The sequence below is a fragment of the Gemmobacter sp. 24YEA27 genome (genome assembly GCF_030052995.1).
Lineage (GTDB): Bacteria > Pseudomonadota > Alphaproteobacteria > Rhodobacterales > Rhodobacteraceae > Pseudogemmobacter.
In genome coordinates this window covers 71,270-92,900 of record NZ_JASJPW010000007.1, presented here as the reverse complement: position 1 = coordinate 92,900, position 21,631 = coordinate 71,270, and the positions used below count along the sequence as shown (strand labels likewise).

The window sequence follows — 21,631 nt, the reverse complement described above, 5'->3', positions numbered from 1 at the left end:
AGCCAAAACCGTTGAGGCCGAAAAATGCGTTTAGAGAGTGGTTTCCTGATGAATAAATTACACTATAAATCAGTCAGTTAGTCAGAAAATCTCGCTCTACACTTTAAGAGGCGGCAAAGCAGCTGCCGGCTCCCGGTGGCTTCTGTGGATAAGTCGTCTGGCAGCGGCTTCTGGCTTGGGCCGAATCTTGCTTCCCCAGAGAGAAAGGCGGGCTTCGATCATGACGAACAGGTTTGGTTTGCAATCCGGCAGCTTTGGTCAGGGTCACCCGGAACCTGTCGCGTCCGCGCTGATACCTGCGTGTCGTCTCGGCGCTGGCGTGGCCCAGCTGCTTCTGTACATGCCGCTCGTCGACCTCAGCTGAGGCGGCCAGACCGGTGCGAAAGCTGTGGCCGGAGAAGAGGGCAGGGGGGTCCTTCTCGGGCTGATCGCCCCGCAGTCCCCCGGTTTGAGCGGCCCGCGTGACCAGCCTTGCGATCTCGCGGTCGTTGAGGCGAAACGGCTCCGGTTCCTTTACCCTGCCGGTTACACGGCGGAACGGCGGTCCCTGGCTGATACGACCGAACTTCACCAGAGCTCCAGCGCCTCGACTGTGCAGGTCGCGGGCGAAGACCTGCGGCCGATCTTCACCTCGCGCCAGCCGGACTTGCCACGAAGAGTCACAAGCAAGCCGCCGGGCAGAACCTCGATCCAGCCGCGCCCATTCTCCGTCTGGTCACGGCCTGGATCCAACCCGGTGATCTCTGACCGGCGCAAGCCCCCGGCAAATCGCATCATCAACATGGCCCTGTTGCGCAGCCCCGCAGGGTGCCTCGGTGGCAGGTTTCCAGCATGGCCAGCAGATCGTCGGGCAGGATCGCCTCCTGTTGGCGCGGAGGCGCGGCGTCGCTGTTGCGGATGCCCGTGAGGACGTTGGCGAAGTGCCGGTCGAGCCGGTCAAGGACAAGGCCGCGTTGCGTCTAGGCCAGACCAGCGCTGAAAGACGCCGCTCGATGGTCTAGACGGTGTTCTTACGCCCGCCGACCTGCGTTGCGCCGGAGGCGCAGGCAGTAATGTAGAGGCCGACAGTTTGCGGTCGGGCGCAAGCGCATCCAGCCCCCCACGCCGGCACCAGCCGACTAAGTGATTCCAGCCGGCGGCGTAGGCCTTGTGGGTGTTGACGGAACTAGCCACCTCGGTATAGTCGCCCGCCCGTTCGGCCAGACCCGCAAGGCAGGGGCTGGTGGTCGAGCAAGACAGGGGAGGGGGCGTCCTGCTTCGCGCCTTCCAGATCGGATGTCTCATCTGTCATGGCGGTTTCCACGGGCGGAACGCGACGGTGTGTGCGTGCTGAAGCGCTGTGCCCTCGCAGAAACCCAGACGACCCGCGTTCTGCATGGACTCGCTGGCGCGTCTTGGCGGGACTTTGAGGCATTTTCGGGGTTCTGGCGAGTATCTCTCTATATAGGCGAAACGACCGATAATGCAAGAATTGCACGTCACTCCTGTAATCGCTCCCGATCGACGCATCTTTTAGAAGAGAAACCTCACGTTGCAGAGCAGCCACCTTCAGAAGAGAGGAAGCGCCATAACTGCTTGGCAAGCGAATTATCGCGCATCTTTTGGGGGAGCTGAGCGGGTGTTGCGGGTATGGCGCACCTCGTGAAGCAACAAAGGGGGAGACAGAAACAAACTAACATATTGGTTTGATGAATAAAAATTATGGCGTGTCACGTACTGGTGAATTCCGCCTCCAGCTTCTGTGATCATGAACTTGCTGAATATTTTGGCAATATTTTGCCAATTTTCCTTGTTGCTAAGCCGTGTAAACGCTTTTTTACACACCAATTAGGCGAACGCGAGCAGTGACGCGGCCATCCATTTTCGGGTCTGCCACCCCGTTTTTGGACGGAGTGAGTTCATGCGCGCGTTCTCTGCCTGTCAGGATGGAGTTCGGTGATGATGCGCAAGGTAACCTCGATTCTGGGGACCGCTTTTGTCGCTCTGGGTTTCTCTGCGGGCCTGGCCAGTGCGAACGGGCTTACTCTCAATATCACCGATACCGGTTATGACCCTATCCCGGCTGGCGGCACGATCCAATATGCTGTGCGGATCCAGAATGGCGGGAATGTCCGTGAAGCTGCTGATACGATTACCTTCGCTATTCCGGCCGGAGGCGTATATGTCGGCGTTAGCGGCGGACTGCAGAATTGTACGCCCGCACCCGAGCTGACCGGCCCGGCAGCTGTTACCTGCGATGTTCCATCGCTTGCGCCGCGCGAGCAGCTGACCGGTCACGTGCTGGTTCGCACCACTGGTTCGGGAACTTTGAGTTTCAATGGTACGATCGTTAACGCCGCCGTTAACGTCGATCAGGGCACCACCGTTGTCAGGGGCGCCGATCTTTCGCTCGAGCTTGACGCACCCGCGCAGGTTCAGGCTGGCGATAATGTGACACTGACGGCCACCATCACCAACGAAGGCCCAGATACTTCGGACGGAGCGACCTTCTCCCTGACACTGCCGAGCGGGCTTTCTTCCAATGTCAGCCTGCCTGCTGGCTGCTCGGTGACTGCCGGGATGATCAACTGCACAGTGCCTGGACCGATAGCCGCCGGTGAATCTATCACGCTGGATTTCACCACTCAGGTCACGACCGACAACGCATCGAATATCGCGGTGGCGGGCTCGGTGACGGGTACATCGCCGATGGACCCCGATCTGAGCAATGACGCCGACAATGTCAGCTTTGCCGTGCAGCCGGGAACCGATGTCTCACTGGGCAAGAGCCGCTCACCCTCGGGGCTGATCTTTACCGGCAGCCCGGTGACGTTCACGCTGACCCCCGGCTATGCCGGCGGCGCGCCACTTGAAGCTCAGATCAGCGATCTTGTGCCCCCGAACTATACGATCACTGGTGTCAGCGCAGCCGGAGCCGGCTGGACTTGTCCTTCGCCAGTCGGGAATGCCGTCAGCTGCAGCTACAGCGCCGCCAGCCCCTCGGGTGCCGATTACAGCGCGCCGATCACCATCACTGCAATTGCAGCCACCGATACCGCCGCCAGTGGTCCGGTGGTCAACACTGCAGAGATCACGTCGCCGACCGATGTGCTGACGACCAACAATTCCGCATCTGACGGCGGTGCCGATATCGCGGTGCCGATGTTTGATCTGGTCGCCCATAAGGGTAGCCCGCCCCATGCGCTGGTAACAGTCGGCAATCAGTACGACTGGCCCATCTGGACCCAGAACACGGGCAACGTGCCTTTTAAAGGCCGGCTGATCTTTACCGATCATCTTCCGGCTGGCCTGCGGCTGGATGAGGTGGTTGTTCCTGCCGGATCAAACTGGACCTGTAATGTGACGCCGCCCGTAGCCGGGCCGGCGGATATCACCTGCTATACCGACGATTATGCCACCACCGGCCTGCCCGTCGGTGGCCAGACGCCGCAGCTGAATATTCGCACCACGGTTCTGGAGGAGGGCAATCTGACGAACGGTCTGACCGTTGGTTATTCGGGGCAGGAATTCGACGACCGTGATCTCTCGAACAACACGACCTCCACTGGCGTGGGCTCCGGTGAGGGGCCACAGATATCAGATCTGCGGATCGAAAAGACCGTCACCAGCACCGGCCCCTATGTCTCGGGCGATCCGGTCAGCTTCCGCATTGAAATCATCAATCCCGGCAATACGGCAGCCGAGAGCGTTGTGGTCACCGACCGTCTTGCCGATCTTTACTTTGCCGACGCTTCCACCACCGCGACCGTGATCGACAATGCGACCGGTGGCGCGGTCTGTTCGGTCACGCGTGGCGCGGCCTTCTACAGCGATTTGCGCTGCGAGATCGCAACGCTTCCCATCTGTTCGCCGGGGGTCGACTGTCCGTTCATCGAACTTACCGTGCTTGCCGGTGGCACAGGCAACAAGAGCAACACCGCCGAAACCTATTCGACGGTGACCCCTGACCCCGACTATACCAACAACTCGGCCACGGCTCCCTATGCCGTGACGCCCCGGACCGATGTGGTGGTCGAGAAGTCAGCTTCACACGACGAAGGCGCCTCGCTGCCTGCGGGCCAGCAGCTGATCTATACCATTGCAGCCATTGTTCCGGCCAACGGCCTGTCGGATGCCGAGAATGTGACGGTCACCGACAGCCTTCCGGCGGGTCTGCGCATTGTCAGCGTAGTGCCCAGCCAGGGTAGCTGCGGTGCAGTGAGCGGACTGTCCGGCGGATTGACGACCGCTGGCTCCAGCGTTGTCTGCAATCTGGGCACCATTCAGAATGGCAGCCAGCATTCGGTGACCGTGGTGACGGTGCCCTCGACCGCACTGACGGGCTCCGCGATAACCAATTCCGTCAGTGTCTCCACCACTACGCCGGAGATAGATTCCACCAACAATTCGGATGCGATCAGCCATCAGATTTTGGCTCCGGCGCTCGATCTGATCATCAACAAGATCGACAGTACCGACCCGCTCGAACTGGGCGAGAATACCGTCTATACTGTTACGGCAACCAATGCCGGTCCGTCCGAAGCCTTCTCGGTTGTGATTACAGACACTCTGCCGACCGCTGGCATGCAGCTTGTAGCTTGGCGGCCGATGACGAGTGGCATGGCATGCAATCTGACGTCCGGGGCTGCGCAGAACGCTATCGGGGGGAGCATCGTCTGTTCCGCAGAGCACCTCGCGGTCAATCAGTCGCTCATCCTGGAGGTCGAGATGACCGGCGTGGCCCGTGGTCGTTGGACGAACAACGCCCGGGTTACATCGGCCGAGGCCGCCTATGATCCGCAGGCCAATAACGTGGTGAATGAAACCACCTCGGTCTATGAACGGGCCGATTTGCGGGTCAGCAAGACCGCTTCCGCGCCTGAGGCAGATCTGCTTGAAGGTTTCGACTGGGATATCGTCGTCAGCAACGTCGCCGGCGCGGGTATCGGCCTTGCCGAAGGCGTTGAGCTGGTCGATCAGCTGCCGGCGCATATGGAGCTGACGGGTGCTCCTGTTCCGTCGCTGGGCAATTGCGACGGCCAGGTCGGTGGCCGTGACGTGATCTGCATCCTTCCCGACATGCCGGCTGGCAGCTCGATCTCGATCAGGGTGCCCGTCCGGGTGACCGACGTGACCAGTTCGCCGCAAATCTTCAGCAATAGCGCAACGGTTTCGACGCTGTCTTTCGACGACGAGAGCAACAATACTGCAACCGGCACGATCGACATCGTGACGACGCAGGTCTCGGGCACGATCTGGCGGGATTTTGACTTCAACCAGATCCGCGACCTTCCGCAGGACAGCGGCGTGTCCGGGGTTTCTGTTCAGCTGACCGGCACAGACCTGCTGGGTGGTTCGGTTACCCGCACGACAACCACCGATGCAGCCGGGAATTACGTTTTTAAGCTGCTGCCCCCGGGTGTTGCCTATCAGGTCAGCTATACCATCCCCACCGGCGGGACCTTTACAGCCGGTTCGGCCTATCCGGCCGGCGTTGGCGGAGGTACGGCAAGCGGCACACAATCGATCCTGGGCATTACGGCGACCACGGCCGCGCCGGCTGTGACCAAGGATTTCAGCCTGATCCCGGTTCCGGGGCTTGCGCTGTCCAAATCGGCGGCCGCGCCCGTGCTGCGGGTCGATGGCACCTACTCAATTGAGTACACCTTCAGACTGCAGAACAACAGTCAGGAGCCGATTACCAATGTCCGGCTGCGTGACACGCTGGACCCGCTCTTTGGCACATTCAGCGGTGCGTCACCTGCCCCGGGTCGTTTGCTGTTAGCTCGCTAAGCGCGGCCAGCGACCTGACTTTGAATTCGGCTTTCAACGGGAGTGGTAACGATGTGATTTCCGGCGGGACTATCGCGCCGCAGAGCACGGCCTGGGTCAAGTTTACAGTGCTGGTCAATCCGCCAGTGCCGCGTCCCGGTTCCAGCATGACGCTGCCCAATACAGCAGCCTTGCAGGCCGACGGCCAGTTCTCTGGCCTTCAGGGAGCGACCGATCCCCGCCTGAGCGATGCCTCCAACGATGGGACGACGCCGACCTGGGGCCTGGACATTCCGACCGAGGTGGTTCTGAACTTCGCGCCAGAGATCGAGCTGACAAAGACCGCCAACATTTCGCAGCTGTCAGACCCTCCGGTGCCGGGCGATTTGATCACCTATACTTTCTCGGTAGAGAACACCGGTAATACGCCGCTGCTGAATGTCACGGTCGCTGACCCGATGGTGGATCTGGTCTGGACCAGTTATACGCCCGTGGCCCAGCTGGCGGCAGGTACCACCAGTCCGGTGGGTGCCTTCATCGCGACCTATAAGCTCAAGCAAAGCGATATCGACAGCGGTCTGATCGAGAATACCGCCACCGCCACCGGAAAATGGGGCGAGGATGGTTCCGGCGATCTGACCGTCACTGACGACGACACCGAAACGGTCACGGCTTTGGCCGAGCCGGGTCTGACCGTAGTGAAGGCGCTGGTCACCAGTGGTGTCCAGGATCCGACCGTGATCGGCGACACCATCCGCTACAGCTTTACCGTCACCAATACGGGCAATACCCAGCTGAACAATCTGGTTCTGACCGATGCGCTGCCGGGCATCGAGGAATCGCCTGCGGGTGCTTTCACCATCGGTTCGCTGGCGCCGTTCGGACAGTCGGGCAATCAGGCTGTGGTCTATGCGGAATATGCCGTAACCCAGGTGGATATCGACGCGGGCAGCGTGACCAATACCGCCACCGTTGACGGCGACTATCTTCCGAGCCGTCAACCGATTTCAGCGCATTCCAACGATATCGTCGAGCCTCTCTTCCAGAACGCTCTGATGCGGGTCACCAAGGTGGCCACGACCGTCCCGGCCGAGCCCTTTGAGGGGGATACCGTCACCTGGACGATCACGATCGAGAACATCGGCAATACCAGTCTGGTGATCGACTCCATCTCCGAGCCTCTGGCCAATACCACCGTCTCGCCTCCGGCCAAGTCGCGGCTTGCGCCGGGCGAAAGCACGACCGCAACGGCGACCCATACCCTGAGTCAGGTCGAGATCGATGCGGGCGAGGTCGAGAACCAGGTCGAGGTGGCGGGTACGGTCCCGGATTCGGGCAATCCGTTCCCGGATACGCCCTCGGGCAATGACCCTTCGGATCCGAATGAGGATCCAACCGTCACGCCGCTCAACCCGGCGCCTGCGATTGCGCTGAAGAAGGAGCTCATCACCGATGTGACCGGCGTGCTGATGCCGGGTGACGAGATCGAGTTCCTCTTCACGATCCAGAACACGGGCAACGTCACGCTGAACCAGCTTACGCTGACCGATGACCTGCCTGATGTGGTGATCGATACGGGACTTCTTGGTTTCCTGAGCATACCGCCGGGTGCATCAATGTCGTTCCCGGGGACCTATGTTCTGAAGGTTTCCGATCTTGAAAACGGTGGACTGGAAAACACTGCTGTTGCGACGGGTACGGATCCGAACGGAACTGTCGTCACCGACGATTCCGGAACCGAGCTGACCAATGACGACCCGACCGTGGTCAGTCTTGTGCGCAGCCCCTCGATCAGCCTGACGAAGGCCATCACGACTGCCCCGACTGATCCGGTCATGGCGGGTGACATCGTCACCTACAGCTTCACCATCACCAATACCGGCAACGTCGAACTTCGCGATATCGTCCTGACCGAGCTTGACGATGTGTCGATCACGGGATCGCGCACCACGCCGCTGGCTGCCGGGGGCGTTGACAGCACCACATTCACTGCCAGCTATACGCTGACGCAGGCGGATGTAGATGCCGGCATCTTCACCAATGATGCAGAAGTGACGGCTGTCGGAACCGGGCCGGCCGGAACAGATCTGGACGTCGATGACCAGGCTTCTGTTGACCTGACCTATGATCCGGCTCCGGGTCTGACCTTGGTCAAGAGCGCTGACGATACCGGCGTGCAGAACCCGTCCGAGGTGGGAGATCAGATCGTCTACAGCTTCACGCTGACAAATACCGGCAATGTGACGCTGACAGATGTGACGGTTACTGACCCGCTGCCCGGTCTGGTCTGGACGGCAGGCAATGTAGTTGCTTCGCTTGAGCCTGGCGCGGCCAATGCCGTTATCCTGACCGCAACCTATGATGTGACCCAGGCCGATATCGACTTTGGCCGCGTCGACAACCAGGCCAGCGCCGAAGGTGATTACTTCGACCGCACGACCGGCGGTGATCTGACGATCCCCGAAGTGGATACGGATCCGGTGACCGTCCCGCTCACGCAGGGGGCCGCAATCGATCTGGTCAAGACCATCACCTCAACCCTGTCCTCTCTGGCTCAGGAAGGTGAGGTCGTCACCTATGGCTTCACCGTCACCAATACCGGCAATGTCACGCTGACAAATGTTTCCGTGGACGAACTGCTGATCGGCGCGGTGGTTTCGGGCGGGCCGATCGACCTTGATCCGGGTGATGCGGATAGCGCGACCTTCACCGCCACCTATACGCTGACCCAGGCCGATATCGAACGCGGCAACCTGGATAACCGCGCCGAGGCCAGCGGTGACTGGGGTACGGATCCGGCGAGTGGTGGCACTGTCACCGACGAATCCGGCAATACCACCGGCACCGATGAGGATACCACGCTGGTCATCCCGCAAGTGGCGGGGATTGAGCTGGTCAAGACCGGCAGCATTTCGGGCTTTGCAGATGTGAATGCTCCGGTTCCCGGGGATGAGATCCGCTATAGCTTCACGGTGACCAACACCGGCAACGTGATCCTGAGCAATATCACGCTGACCGACCTTGGCGTGACCTTCGATGCGGCGATCGCACCCTTCACCCTGAACCCGGGCGCCTCCAGGGTCCTGGCCGATGTCGGCGGCTATGATCTGACGCAGGCCGACATCAACCGCGGTTCGTATGAAAATACCGCCGAGGCCGAGGGCGAATGGGGCAGCACGCCGACGACGATCTCGGATGATGACACCGTCATCACGCCGCTGACGCCGGTGCCGTCCATCGATCTGGTCAAGGTGATCGATACCGCGAATTCGGTTCTGTCCACTCCGCCCATGGCCGGTGACGTGGTTCACTATGACTTTGCCGTCACGAATACCGGCAACGTCACTCTGACGGATGTGACCATCGATGATCCCCTGACCGGGATCTTGCTGGCCGGCAGCCTGCCCGTCCTTGAGCCGGGCGCCACCGACAGCACTTCCCTGAGTGCAACCTATGTGCTGACCCAGGCGGATGTGAACCTTGGTTCGCTCACCAATCAGGCCACGGCGACGGGGACCTGGAGTGTTGACGGTTCGGGCGTACCGCAGACGGTCAGCGACGATTCCGGCACAAGCCTCGGGACGGATGACCCGACGGTTCTGCCGCTGACCCAACAGACCGGCATTTCTGTGGTGAAATCAGCTGTTCCCGCACTTTCGCTGCCGCCGCAGCCGGGTGATCTGATCACCTACAGCTTCCTGGTGACCAATACCGGCAACGTGACACTGACGGCGGTCGAGCTGACTGATCCTCTGCCGGGACTGGATTTCACGCCGGGTGGGCGGGTCATCGCAGTGCTTGAGCCGGGGCGGCCAATGCCGTGACCCTGACCGCAACCTATCCGCTCCGCCAACATGAGATCGAGGCCGGCGAAGTGGTCAATACTGCCACGCTTGACGCGATCTTCACGGATCCTGGTACCAATGCAGTGACCAATGTGCCGGGAACCTCGAATACTGTCGTGGTTCCGATCGACCAGCTTCCCGAACTCAGCTTCGTGAAGACGGCTTCCTCGGCTATCTCGACACCGGCGGTGGTGGGTGAGACGATCACCTATACCTTCACGGTCAAGAACACTGGTAACGTCCTGATCGAAGGGGTTACCCTCGCCGACCCGCTGCCGGGAATGACCCCTGCCGCCTTCACCCTTGGCGACATGGCCCCGGCGCAATCGAGACGCGCACCGCGACCTATCAGATCACCCAGGATGATATTGATGCAGGTCTGGTCGAGAACCAGGCCCTTGCAAGCGGTACCTTCGGTCCAGATCCTGTCGACGAGCCTTCGGGCCCGAGCGAGGGAACACCTGGCAAGACCATCGTTCCGGTTCCGCAGGATCCGCAGATCGAACTGGTGAAGCGCGCTGATGCGACGGCGCTGTCTGATCCGGCCGTGGTCGGCCAGCAGATCCTCTACAGCTTCACTGTCACCAATACGGGTAATGTCACTCTGCGTGACGTCGAAGTGGCGGATCCGCTGACGGGCCTGACGCCGGGCAGCTTCACCATCGGCACCATGGCGCCCGGCGATACCGTAACGGTCGGCCCGGCAAGCTATGCGATCACGGCCGAAGACATCACGGCCGGCAACGTCACCAACCGTGCGCTTGCCAGCGGTGACTATGGTCCGCCCGGCAGCCCCGGTACGGTGACGTCCTCTTCCATGACCGACAAAGGTCTGGACGAGCCGACGGTGACTCCGGTTTCGGGTGTGCCTGCCATCGCATTGGTCAAGGCGCTGGATCCCTCAGTTGATCCGGCCGGCCTGAAGCTGGGCGATCCGGTCCGCTGGGTGTTCACCGTCACCAATACCGGCAACGTTCCGCTGACCGGCATCACCCTGACCGAAACCCTTGCGGGGGCTACGGTATCGGGCGGCCCGATCAGCCTGCTGCCCGGCCAGAGCGACAGCACCAGCTTCTCGGCGGTCTATACCGTCAAGCAGTCTGACCTTGATGTCGGCTCGATCGAGAACCAGGCGATTGCTTCGGGTACTTTTGACAACGGCACAGGAACGCCGGTTGTGGTGACCGACAAGTCCGGCACCACGGTCACTGACGATGATCCCACGGTCACCCCGCTGACGCGGACGCCATTGATCGATCTGGTGAAGACCGTCGACGCCTCGGCGCTTGGAACACCACCCCGGCCCGGTGATCTGCTGCACTACAGATTTGCCATCACCAATATCGGTGATGTGACGCTGACCGGCATCGTTCTGAACGATCCGATGCCCGGCCTGCAGATCAGTGGCGGACCAATCGCAAGCCTCGCGCCGGGTCAGACCGATGCCACCAGCTTTACCGCCGTCTATGCGCTGACACAGGCCGATATCGACAGCGGCGATGCGATCAGCAATCAGGCCGAAGCGGTCGGCAATTATGTCGATGGTTCCGGCATTCCGGTGCTGGTGAAGGACATCTCGGGCACCACTGCCGGGGCGAATGACCCGACGCTGATCTCGCCGGTGCGCAGCAGCGGGCTGAAATTGGAGAAGACCGCCGATGCTTCCGGGATCTCGGCCTCGGCCCAGGTCGGTGAGGAAATCATCTATACCTTCACCCTGACCAATACCGGCAACGTCACGCTGACGAATGTGACAGTGAGTGATCCGCTGCCGGGTCTGGTGCTGACCGGAAATCCGGTCGCCAGTATTGCGCCGGGCGACAGTGTCGCCATCACCGGGACCTATGCCATCACGCTTGAGGACATCCGTGCCGCCAAGCGCGAGAATACCGCGACGGCAAGCGGAACCTGGCAGCCGTCCGGCGGGCCTGCGGTAACCGTACCCTCTGATCCCTCCAGCGCGCTTGTCGAACTGGGCTACCCCGAGCTGGAGCTGAACATCACCGTGGGTGAGCTGCGCGATGTGAATGGCGACGGCATGATGGGGCAGGGGGATCAGGTGATCTACCGCTTCGAGGTGATCAATACCGGGACCGTGGCACTGAACGGCGTCACCATGGATCCGGCCTCGCTCTCGCTGAACCTGCCGGGGCTTGTCTGCCTTCCGATCACTCTGCAGCCCGGGGAGCGCGCTTTCCTTGAATGCAGCAATGCGGCCTATACCCTGACCGCAGCCGATGTGGGTCGCGGGCAGGTTGTGCTGAGCGGGGATGCCACGGGAAGTTCGGATGCGGGCGTCGACGTGCGGGCCCATTCTTCGGCACCGGCGGTTCCGGATCTGGGCCTTGGCGGCTTCGGTCTGGAAAAACTGGCCGGTGTTGATACCGCAATGGTCGGCGATGTGGTGCCCTATACCATCCGCGTCACCAGCGCGGCCGAGAATGTGCCGCTGACAGCGCGGATCATCGACCAGCTTCCTGCGGGCTTCCTCTACCGCGAGGGTTCGGCACGGCTGGACGGTGTCGCGGTCACGCCCGAGGTTTCGGGCCGGAACGTGACGCTGGACGGTGTCAGGCTTGATCCAGGCCAGACGCGGCAGCTGACGCTGAATGTGCTGATCGGCTCTTCGGTCAAGCCCGGGGCCCATACCAACCGGGCACGGCTGGTGAACAACACCACCGGAGGCGAGATTGCCAAGGAGGCGACGGCGACGATCCGGGTGCTAGCCGATGCGGTGATGCAATGCGCAACCGTGTTGGGCCGGGTCTTCGATGACGCCGATCAGAACGGTCACATGAGCAAATCCGCCGAGGAACGCGGCCTGCCCAATGTCCGCCTGATTGCTCCCAATGGTGTGGCGATCGTCACCGACGAGCATGGCCGCTTCAACGTGCCCTGCGCCGCCCTGCCGCAGACCTTCGGTTCAAACTACATGCTGAAGCTGGATGAACGGACCCTGCCGGCAGGCTATCGCCTGACGACAGAGAACCCGCGCGTTGTGCGGCTGACCCAAGGCATGATCACGCGCCTTGATTTCGGGGCAACTTTGGCGCGGCTGGTACGGGTCGACCTTTCGGCCAATGCCTTCGAAGCCAACGGTGATCTGAAACCAGCGTTGCACGCAGGCCTGCAGAAGATGGTGGGCGAGATCCGCGAGACCGTCACGATGCTGCGCATCAGCTATGTGCTGGCGGGCAGCGAGTCTGATGCGGACGCAAAACAACGTCTGCGCCGGGTCGAGCGCGCTATACGTGTGCTCTGGCGGGACAGCGGGAAGTACAAGCTGAACATTGAGACCGTCGTCGAGCGGGCAGGAGTGGCACAATGAAACCTGTCAAACGTTCTTCCGCAACGCTGAAAGCCCTTCTTGCGGGGGGGGTGACTGTCTCCGTGCTTGGCCTCGGCATGCCCGTTATGGCGGATGACTGCCGCGCCGAAGGTCCGGTCTATGAGGGTGACTGCCTGCATTACAACGCAGGCACCACCGTCAGCCGGCCGGTCCAGCCCAATGTCTCGGACGCGCCCGCTGCCCCGCTGGGAGAGATCGGCTTCTCGATCTCCATCGATGGGGTGACGGCGGGTGAGGGAGCCGCAAGGCGCACCATTGCAGGGGCTCCGGCCCGTCCTGACAGGCTGCGCGAGATCGACCGGCTGCTTGACCTTGCCGGTGTGGATCTGAGCTATGATGGACTTGGGGCACGCCCCCGCCTGGCTGTTGCCACTGGCGACCTGCGGCAGGGCTATGCTGCGGGAGAGGTTGTGACTTTCAGGGCCTCTTCCAACTATCCGGGCTGGATCGACCGTGCCGACGTCGTGGTTACGGACCGCCGGGGCCGCGAACTGGCTCTGGTGCCGATCGGGGTCAATGGTACCGCTGACTGGCGGATGCCCGCTGCCGATGCGGACCGGAGCGAAGGCGATTACCTCTATTTCCTGCGCGTCATCGACACCGGCGGCCGGCGGGATGAGACGCGCAGTCTGGTGCTGAACCGCACCGCCCGGAGTGCTGCCGCCGATCTGGACGGTCCGGTCACGGCTGCGGCCGAGGGAGACGACATGACTGCCCGCCGCGGCATTCCGGTGCGGGGCGGTGCCATCACCGTCTCTGGCCATGCGCTGGCCGGTCAGGTGGTACAGGTGCTGGGGGAAAAGATCCCCGTCGATCCGGCGGGCAATTTCGTGGTCCAGCGCATTCTGCCGCCCGGCACCCATGGCGTTGCGATTGCCATCGATGGCCGCAGAATGGACCGCTCGGTCACCATCGAAAAGTCCGAGTGGTTTGCGACCGGCATCATCGACCTTACGGTCGGCGACGATAATGAGGGCACCTGGAAGATGGGCCGCATTGCCGGATTTGCTCAGGGCACATTGGCCAATGGCACCCGGATCACCGCCTCGGTCGATACGCAGGAAGATGAGCTGCGTGACCTCTTCAGCAATTTCGGCCGCAAGAACCCCGATCAGACACTGCGGGAAATGAAGTCCGAGGATGTGTTCAACACCTTCGGTGACGATTCCGTCATGACCGAGCTGGCTCCCAGTTCGGGCAAGTTCTTCCTGCGGGCCGAGCGGGACGGAAGCCACTTGCAGTGGGGCGATTTCAAACCCCGCGAAAGCACCGGGCTCACCGTCCGCACCGACCGGGCACTCTATGGTCTGTCCGGGGAGTACCGCGATCTTGATGTCACTTCACGCGGTGAGACGAAGCTGCGCGTCACCGGTTTTGCCGCGCAGGCCGACAGTCTGATGCAGCGCGACGTGATGCGTGCGACCGGTGGCAGCGCCTATTTCCTGTCGCGTCAGGATATCCTGTCCGACAGCGAAAGCGTCTTTGTCCAGGTGGTCTCACGGACCACCGGGCTGGTGGTTGAAACCCGCCGCCTGACAGAAGGGACCGATTACCGCATCAATTCGGTGCAGGGGGTGATCATCCTGAACGGGCCGCTGTCATCCAGCACCGGCGGCGACGGGCTGATCCAGAACAACCCACTGGGTGACTATGATATCAATCTGGTAGCACAATACGAATATGTGCCGACCACCGGCGATATCGACGGCTATACTGCCGGTGCCCGCAGCGAAGGCTGGATCAACAACAACATCCGGCTTGGCGCTTCTGCTCTGCGTGAAACCACAGGCATTGCCGACAATACGCTGGCCGGAGTCGACATCCTGTTGCGGGACGGGCAAGACCGGGAGCTGCTGCTGGAGTATGCTACCAGTGAGGGACCTGGCTTCGGCTCCAGCTTCTCGCTGAACGGTGGTCTGGACCTGGAGCCGTCGAACCCCAGCTATGGCTTGCCTGGACTGGATGCGGCGTCCTGGCGGATCGGGGGCAAGACCGATCTGACCTTTGCAGGGCTGGACGGCGAACTGGCGGCCTTCTTCGATCACAAGGATGCGGGGTTCTCTTCGCCGGATGCCGATTTCGAATATGATCAGGATGCCTGGGGCCTGTCCGGTACCGTGGCGCTGAACGCCAGCACCGATCTGACCTTTGGTGGCGAAGGGTTGAAGCGCGACGATGGTGATCGTGAAGAAAAGGCCCGGATCGGCTTTGCCCATCGCATCAACGCGCAGTGGAAGGTCGAAGGTGAGCTGGCCCATGATCGCCGCGACGAAAGCGGATCGCCGCAGGATTTCGGCAGGCGGGCCGACGCAGCAGTCCGTGTAACATGGCAGCGTGATGCCGATCTTTCGGTCTGGGGCTTCGGTCAGGCGACATTGTCGCATGACCCGACCCGGCGCAGCAATGACCGGGTCGGGATCGGCAGCACGCTTCGGCTTTCTGAACGTACTGAGATGACGGCCGAGCTTTCGGACGGCAGCCTCGGCGGAGCAGGGCGGCTGGAGTTCGGATACCGGCCTAACGACAATACCACCACCACAATTGGCTACCGCCTTGATCCGCTGCGCCGTTTCGATGCCAGCGATTTTTCGGGGCGTGACAAGGGCAGCCTCGTCTTCGGGAGCAGCTCGCAGGTCAATGACAATTGGGCCTATACCACCGAAAGCAACTACAGCGCTTTCGGCACAAGGCCGGCACTGACCTCGGGCTATGGGGTCACCTATACCCCCGACCAGCGCTGGCGCTATGACGGCATGATCCAATATGGCGAAGGGCGTGAGACCGACGGCAGCAGCCTCAAGCGTGAGGGTCTGTCGCTTGGTGTGCGCTACAGCGAAGCAGAGGTAATGTCGGCGGGCCTGCGCGGCGAATGGCGGCGCGAGCGGTCGGATCGTCCGGGCAATGAACTTGACCGCGATACATGGCTGATTTCGGGCTTCTATGAAACCAAGGTCAGCCAGGACTGGCGCTTTGTCTCCTCGGTCGACGCGGTGATCTCGGAAAGCGACCAGTCCTCGTTCCGAGATGGCCGTTACATCGAGACCCGCCTTGGATATGCATGGCGTCCGGTCGAGAATGACGAGCTGAATGCGCTGGTCAGCTATACCTATCTTTATGACCTGCCGGGTGCCGATCAGGTCAATATCGACGGTGACGTCAATGGGCCGAAGCAAAAGAGCCATATTCTGAATGCGGCTATTAGCTGGCAGGTTGATCCGCTTTGGACCCTGGGCGGCAAATACGGCTATCGGCTGCGCGATAGCGCCGGGCGTGGAACAAGTGATTTCACCTCAAGCGAGGCGCATCTGGCTGTCCTGCGGGTTGATTACCACGTCGTTCACAACTGGGATGTGATGGCCGAGGTCCGCAGCCTTTATGCTCCGCGCTCGGATACCACCGAAACGGGCGCGCTGCTGGGCGTCTACCGGCTGTTTGGTGACAATATGCGGGTAGGTGGCGGATACCTCTGGGGCAAAGTCGATGATGACCTGCGGAAGATCGATGCGCCCCGGACCGGCTTCTTCCTGAATGTCACGAGCCAGTTTTAGCGGGGATGTTACAGGCGGCAGCTGGTGGCTTCTTTGAAGTCAACCGGCGGCCGCAGATGATGATTTTGTTGAAACGAACATAACATCCGATAATGCAACATTATTGGATATAATATAGATGTGACGGGCGCGGCGGATATTTTGCGCATGTATAGAGTAAAGCGCCGATTTTGGAAGTGCTCCGACATGGCCCGTGCCCGGAGATCTTCTCAGCTCGCGCCAGGTCTTCCGGCCTTAGCCGCGCTGGATCCGAGCGCGCGCTGTGAGGAACCGGATGCATCCCGTGGCGCTTTGGCTGGCGGATCCGCTTATGGCTCGGGCGACTTTTCGGCCGGGGGGCGCGGCATGGATTGTGGCCTGTGCGTCTGCCTGGGGCAGGGGGGCGGTTGTGGTCATTGATCTTCGTGTCGATCCGGCCCGCCGCGCAGATGCACGGACGACAGAGGACGAACTGGCGGCGCAGGCAGGGCCTGAGGTCAGTGACGGCGCGGCGCGGCGACTGTTCGAAGGGCTGACGTCACCCGGTCTTACTCCTCCCCGGCTTAGCACCATAGAACGAGGCAATTTCGGCCCCGCCTTCATGTCTTCGACCGTCTGAGGTTTTCGTCACGTCGCCACAGTCCTAGGTTTAATACCCGCTTCGCGGCTCAGTGCCGCAGTCAAAGCTTCCATTCGGCTCGTGTTGCTGCTCGGAAAGCGTGCGTGGTCGTGGCGCTGCCGTGACGAACTTGTCCCATAGGGCATCCTTCCATTCCAAAGAAAGGATCGCGCCAGCAAACCATGGGATCAAACACATGGGGTGCGGCGAGCGGATGCCCTATATGTCTCGGCTTGGGACCTTCGAGTGGTCCTCTGCAGATGCAGTATTGCTGCCCAGCTTACCTCGAAATCCTCTCCGATGGCGTGGGGACTTCACGTCGCCCGCACAGGCTGCCTGCTGTCGCTTCGTGTACGAACTGCGCATGGCTGTTCTCATCGCAGGACGCCAAAGCAGCGTCAGTCAGCCGCCGCGCAGCACGATGGCAGGGTCAATTCGGGCGGCGACAATGGCGGGGATCAGACCCGCCGTGACGCCTGCCGCCAGAAACATGGCTGCAAGCTGGATAAGGCCGACAGGAGACAGAACCGCATGTGCCGCCGGGTCCAGCAATCCGGCCCCCTGCATCTGCGCCAGGAGATACAGGCCGAGATATTTGCCGCCGATCATACCTGTCAGCAGACCACCAAGAACCAGGGCTGCGATCTCGGTCTGAACATGGCCGATGATCTGCCATTGCGTCGCCCCTATCGCGCGGCGAATGGCGATTTCCCGGCGTTGCTCCGACACCGAGAACATGAAGGTTGTGGCAATCGCGAAAGCACAAAGGCCCAATGCGACACCACTGATTGCGGCTGCTACGAAATTGTAGATTGCCAGGATACCCGCCGCGCGTTCGGCGTGATGCTGGCTGGACCAGATTTCCACCGCCCCGGCCTCCAGCCAGGGGGCCAGGCCCGCGCGCAGATCCGCCTCGCTCAAAACGGCGGTATCCGCCTGCAGATAGCTGCTCCAGAGAATGGTCTCCTCCGCCATGACCCGGTCACGCGCGGCCAGCCGCAGAACAGCCCGGTCGAGCGTCCAGAAAGGCGGGCGGGTCTCACCGTCAAAGACGCCGGCAAGCCTGCAGCGCATGGTGCCAAAATGCAGCCATTCGGGCAGCGTTCCCTTTAGCTGATCAGCAAGGCGGCGACCCATCAGGCAGCTTCCCGGCTCCGGCTTGCGATCGGGGCTGAGGCTCAGCCGGTAGGCCAAAGGGAAATGCGGATCGCTTGTCAGGATTTCCACCATGCCGGCGGCAGGCAGTTCGGCAATCGAGGCAAATTGCCGCGAATAGGGCGAGACGGAGATCCCCGCCCCGGCAAAGGCGGCTTTCAGCGCCTCCTCCGTCCAGGGGGCGAGATGGTCCGCGTCCGTGTGGCCCCGGCTGACCTTCTGTGCCGAGAGCATCGGAAAAGTCAGCACCGCCTCATGATAGAGGCTTGCGCGAATGCGGGCTCGAAGCCTTCGGTCGCGGCAGATGTGATGATGCGATTGGCAAGAATGACCGCGAAACAGGCCGAGACGAGGCAATAGATCAGCAGCCTGCGCAGGATCACGCGACGAAAGGGGCGTCGCACCTTCATCAGGCGACCTCATGCAGCCGACTGTCCCGCAGCACGAGAACGCGGTCGAAATGGCGACTGTAGGCATGGTTATGTGTCACCATCACGAGGCTGTGCGGGCTGTCCTGCCTTCGTCCAAGGATCATCTCCAGTATTTCATGGCCGGTCTGTGGGTCGAGGCTGCCGGTCGGCTCATCCGCCAGGATCAGGCGGGGCGCATGGATTGTGGCGCGGGCAAAGGCCACGCGTTGCTTTTCGCCCCCCGAAAGCGCGCTGGCGGGCACCGCAGCAAGATGCGTGAGGCCAAGGGCTGCCAGCCGTTCCGCCGCACGCTGATGAGCGCCTCGGCCCGGACGCCGTCAAGCCGCAGGGGCATGTCGATATTGGCAAGCGCCGTCAGCCCTTCGATCAGAGCATAATCCTGGAAGATGAACCCCAGCTGCTGACGGCGCAGCCTGGCACGAACCCGGTCTGCGGCCCCCGCCGGATCAATGTCGAAAAGGCGCACCCGCCCGGCATCCGGGCGCCGGAAACCGCTGATCACCTCCAGAAGCGTGGTCTTTCCCGAACCGCTTTCGCCAAGGATGCAAAGCCGCTCGCCGGGCGCGACGGTCAGATCGACATGGTCCAGCACCATCCGGCGGTCCTGGGCACCATGATGCACCACAACCCGCTCAAGAAGGAGCGGCAGCGCGGCCTCACTCATTGGCCGCCGCTCCGTCAGGCCCGCCTGGCTTCCGCGCAGCAGGCGTACACAAAAGGGCAAGCCCGGCTTCCAGATGCTCCTGCACCAGCCTGGCGCGACGCTTTTCCAGATCGTAAAGCCTGGCGGAAAGATCGGCGGCGCATCCGGTCTCTGCCCTGGCCGGAGGCGTCAACCCGGCCTGCAGCACATGGGCCTCGGCCAGGGCCAGGGTCAGCTCGGCATGGGCCAGCATGAAGGCCGCTTTGCTTTCACGGGCCGCGATCAGCGCATTGGCGACCGCGATCCGTGCCCGCTGCACCTGCCGGTCACCCTTGCCCTGATCAATCAGCGGCACCATCAGATTGAGCAAAAGTTCCAGCTGGGCCGGGCTGTCCGGCCCAAGCTGATTGGGCACGATGCCAGACAGCGCGATCCAGCGATCAATGCGGGCGGCGTCCAGCCCGTCTTTGGCAATCCGGTGCAAAACCGCGTTGCGCGCTTCCAGCGCGGAACCTTCATAGCATTGCTCTGCCGTCCGGGCACGCAAGGGCCCCGGGTGCAAAGCCGCGATCCGCAGATCCGGACCGAAGGGGGCGCCGCCTGTGCCATGGGCAAGACTGGCGCGGCTGGCCTCATACATGGTCCGGCGCGCGGCATGGGCGGATTTGCGGCTTTGCAGCGCGGTCTGCCCGGCCGCAACCTCGTTGCGCGGCAGGGTACCAAGCGCCAGCTCACCCTGCATGTCCTTTATGCGGCAGCTCTCGGCATCAAGGGTCAGGCCGGCCTCTTCAAGCGCCAGCCCAGCGTCTAGGGTATCTGCCAGCTGGTCTAGCAGTTGCTTTTCGGCGCCTTGCCGGGCAAGCGCGCTTTCCTGTGCAACCAGAATGGCGAAGATCTCGGGCGTATTCCGGAACAGGACATAGATCGCCCGGATGAAATCCCATTCGATAACAAAGGCATGATTGCGACCCCTGACCGAGAAGCCGCCGCTTTCATGCCATTGGGACCTGCCCTGAACCATGACGCTCAGGCGCGGCAATGCGCCCCGGCGCAGTTGATCCAGATCCAGCAAAAGCTCTGCCTCGCGCAGTCGGGCGGTGTGAAAGGCCGGGCCATAACGGCGGACGTGATCGCCAAAGGCAAGACCTTTGGCGGGCGCATCCTGCGCGAGATCCAGGGTAACCTGGTCGATCAGCGCTTCCGCCCGGTCAAAATCGGGCGCAGCACATCCCGCGCCAAAGGCCACCGCAAGCCAGAGCAGGCGGGAACGCAGGGTCATGGCGCGGCCTCTGTGATGGTTTCGAACAGGCAGCTTGCCGATTGCGGTTCGCTCGCGAGACCTGTCGGATCGAAGCGAATTTCAACCTCATGCGTGCTGCCATCGGGCAGAGGGCTGCGAAGGGCCGAGATGCGCGTGACCTGACCCGTCAGGATCCCCGCCTCCAGCGCTAGGCGGGCGGTGACGCGGCGATCGGTGAAAAGCGACAGGTCGCGCAGATGCACCGGAACTTTCGCGCGGAACATGCCAGGGCGGGCAAGGCTGATCACATGTTCGCCGCGCCGCACCGCGACAAGGGCACCCGTCGTCAGCGCGGGCGCCACAAAGCTGATCACACCAGCGGTTTCGCTGCGCAGAGAAAGTGTCCCGATATGGTCCTGAAGCGCCTTTCTTTCATTGGCGAGGGCCGCGCTTTCCTGCTGCAACTCAATCAGTCTGAGGGCATGTTCTGCCTCCAGCAGGGTAAGCGCAGGGGCGGTCTGCGCGGCAAGATCGTCAATTTCGGCAAGCTGATCCTCGGCAAGTTCCAGCGAGAGGCGGTCGAGCCTGCCTTCGCGATGGCGGGTGGCGGCAAGCGCCGCCGCCTCGCGCGCGCGCATGCGTTTGCGATCAACGGCGCGGGCCTCGGTCGCGTGACGGGCGAGGGCGGAGGCATGGGCGGCTGTTGCAAGGCGCTGCCGGTCCTCAAGTCCAAGGGCGCGCAGATCCAGCATTTCCAGCTGAGCGCGTTCATTTTCAGCGCGGAAGGTCAGTAGAACGTTGTCCGGCTGGACCAAGTCTGAAACCGAAAGCCCGGTTGACGCAAATCCATCGCGCAGAGCAATCAGTGGCGTCTCTTCGGCCCAGTCCAGAAAGCAGGTCCTGAATGTCGCAGGTTCAACCGCAGCCCCCGATGGAGACGTAGCCGTCAAAGCCACTGCCGCCCGGACCTCCGGTGCGACACTGGCGGGGCCATGGCCAAGTCCTGCTGCGACGGCACCGGTCAGGGCCATCGCAGCAAGACCTGCGGTTATGTAAAAACGCAGCACGTCA

General features: G+C 62.0%; 14 protein-coding genes. 7 read left to right on the top strand and 7 right to left on the bottom strand.

Features of this window, described 5'->3' with window-relative positions:
* Positions 1-567: 567 nt before the first annotated feature.
* Complete coding sequence (locus QNO18_RS24445; protein ID WP_283180054.1) at positions 568-732, bottom strand: hypothetical protein; 165 nt, start codon at positions 730-732, stop codon at positions 568-570.
* Between the two features lie 83 nt (positions 733-815).
* On the opposite strand from QNO18_RS24445, the gene QNO18_RS24440 reads away from it, so the two are divergent.
* From QNO18_RS24440 to QNO18_RS24410, 7 genes are all read left to right on the top strand, one after another.
* On the top strand, positions 816-1,001 hold the full coding sequence (locus tag QNO18_RS24440) for a hypothetical protein (protein ID WP_283180053.1): 186 nt from the start codon (positions 816-818) through the stop codon (positions 999-1,001).
* Between the two features lie 937 nt (positions 1,002-1,938).
* The gene (locus tag QNO18_RS24435; RefSeq protein WP_283180052.1) at positions 1,939-5,772 is read left to right on the top strand and encodes an SdrD B-like domain-containing protein; all 3,834 of its coding nucleotides are present in this window, start codon (positions 1,939-1,941) and stop codon (positions 5,770-5,772) included.
* A gap of 146 nt (positions 5,773-5,918) precedes the next feature.
* Positions 5,919-9,575 carry a hypothetical protein gene (locus QNO18_RS24430; RefSeq protein ID WP_283180051.1) on the top strand — a complete coding sequence of 1,219 codons (3,657 nt, stop codon included), beginning with the start codon at positions 5,919-5,921 and terminating at the stop codon, positions 9,573-9,575.
* The gene (locus QNO18_RS24425) at positions 9,572-10,108 is read left to right on the top strand and encodes a DUF11 domain-containing protein (RefSeq protein ID WP_283180050.1); all 537 of its coding nucleotides are present in this window, start codon (positions 9,572-9,574) and stop codon (positions 10,106-10,108) included. The genes QNO18_RS24430 and QNO18_RS24425 overlap by 4 nt, the downstream gene beginning before the upstream one ends.
* Positions 10,105-12,924: a hypothetical protein gene (locus tag QNO18_RS24420; RefSeq protein WP_283180049.1), complete on the top strand. Its 2,820-nt coding sequence runs from the start codon at positions 10,105-10,107 to the stop codon at positions 12,922-12,924. Before QNO18_RS24425 ends, QNO18_RS24420 begins: the two co-directional genes overlap by 4 nt.
* Positions 12,921-16,493 carry a hypothetical protein gene (locus QNO18_RS24415; protein ID WP_283180048.1) on the top strand — a complete coding sequence of 1,191 codons (3,573 nt, stop codon included), beginning with the start codon at positions 12,921-12,923 and terminating at the stop codon, positions 16,491-16,493. Before QNO18_RS24420 ends, QNO18_RS24415 begins: the two co-directional genes overlap by 4 nt.
* A 388-nt stretch (positions 16,494-16,881) precedes the next feature.
* A complete protein-coding gene (locus tag QNO18_RS24410; RefSeq protein WP_283180047.1) occupies positions 16,882-17,091 on the top strand; it encodes a hypothetical protein in 210 nt (69 codons plus the stop codon).
* 402 nt (positions 17,092-17,493) lie between these two features.
* Here the strand turns inward: QNO18_RS24410 and QNO18_RS24405 are convergent, their stop codons facing one another.
* Genes QNO18_RS24405 through QNO18_RS24380 form a run of 6 tightly spaced genes read right to left on the bottom strand, consistent with a single transcriptional unit; the run spans position 17,494 to position 21,627 of the window.
* Positions 17,494-18,495, bottom strand: coding sequence for an ABC transporter permease (locus QNO18_RS24405; protein WP_283180046.1), 1,002 nt, complete (start codon positions 18,493-18,495; stop codon positions 17,494-17,496).
* Positions 18,489-18,656, bottom strand: a complete 168-nt coding sequence (locus tag QNO18_RS24400; protein WP_283180045.1) for a hypothetical protein — start codon at positions 18,654-18,656, stop codon at positions 18,489-18,491. Before QNO18_RS24400 ends, QNO18_RS24405 begins: the two co-directional genes overlap by 7 nt.
* On the bottom strand, positions 18,656-18,880 hold the full coding sequence (locus QNO18_RS24395) for a hypothetical protein (protein WP_283180044.1): 225 nt from the start codon (positions 18,878-18,880) through the stop codon (positions 18,656-18,658). The genes QNO18_RS24400 and QNO18_RS24395 overlap by 1 nt, the downstream gene beginning before the upstream one ends.
* On the bottom strand, positions 18,841-19,341 hold the full coding sequence (locus tag QNO18_RS24390; RefSeq protein WP_283180043.1) for an ATP-binding cassette domain-containing protein: 501 nt from the start codon (positions 19,339-19,341) through the stop codon (positions 18,841-18,843). The genes QNO18_RS24395 and QNO18_RS24390 overlap by 40 nt, the downstream gene beginning before the upstream one ends.
* Complete coding sequence (locus QNO18_RS24385; RefSeq protein ID WP_283180042.1) at positions 19,334-20,599, bottom strand: hypothetical protein; 1,266 nt, start codon at positions 20,597-20,599, stop codon at positions 19,334-19,336. Before QNO18_RS24385 ends, QNO18_RS24390 begins: the two co-directional genes overlap by 8 nt.
* The gene (locus QNO18_RS24380; RefSeq protein WP_283179844.1) at positions 20,596-21,627 is read right to left on the bottom strand and encodes an HlyD family efflux transporter periplasmic adaptor subunit; all 1,032 of its coding nucleotides are present in this window, start codon (positions 21,625-21,627) and stop codon (positions 20,596-20,598) included. The genes QNO18_RS24385 and QNO18_RS24380 overlap by 4 nt, the downstream gene beginning before the upstream one ends.
* Between the last annotated feature and the right edge of the window lie 4 nt (positions 21,628-21,631).

Bases quoted from the DNA above. Each gene is read 5' to 3' on its own strand.
- QNO18_RS24435 (WP_283180052.1), top strand. From the start codon at position 1,939: ATGATGCGCAAGGTAACCTCGATTCTGGGGACCGCTTTTGTCGCTCTG.
- QNO18_RS24430 (WP_283180051.1), top strand. From the start codon at position 5,919: ATGACGCTGCCCAATACAGCAGCCTTGCAGGCCGACGGCCAGTTCTCT.
- QNO18_RS24415 (WP_283180048.1), top strand. From the start codon at position 12,921: ATGAAACCTGTCAAACGTTCTTCCGCAACGCTGAAAGCCCTTCTTGCG.
- QNO18_RS24400 (WP_283180045.1), bottom strand. From the start codon at position 18,656: ATGAAGGTGCGACGCCCCTTTCGTCGCGTGATCCTGCGCAGGCTGCTG.
- QNO18_RS24390 (WP_283180043.1), bottom strand. From the start codon at position 19,341: ATGAGTGAGGCCGCGCTGCCGCTCCTTCTTGAGCGGGTTGTGGTGCAT.
- QNO18_RS24385 (WP_283180042.1), bottom strand. From the start codon at position 20,599: ATGACCCTGCGTTCCCGCCTGCTCTGGCTTGCGGTGGCCTTTGGCGCG.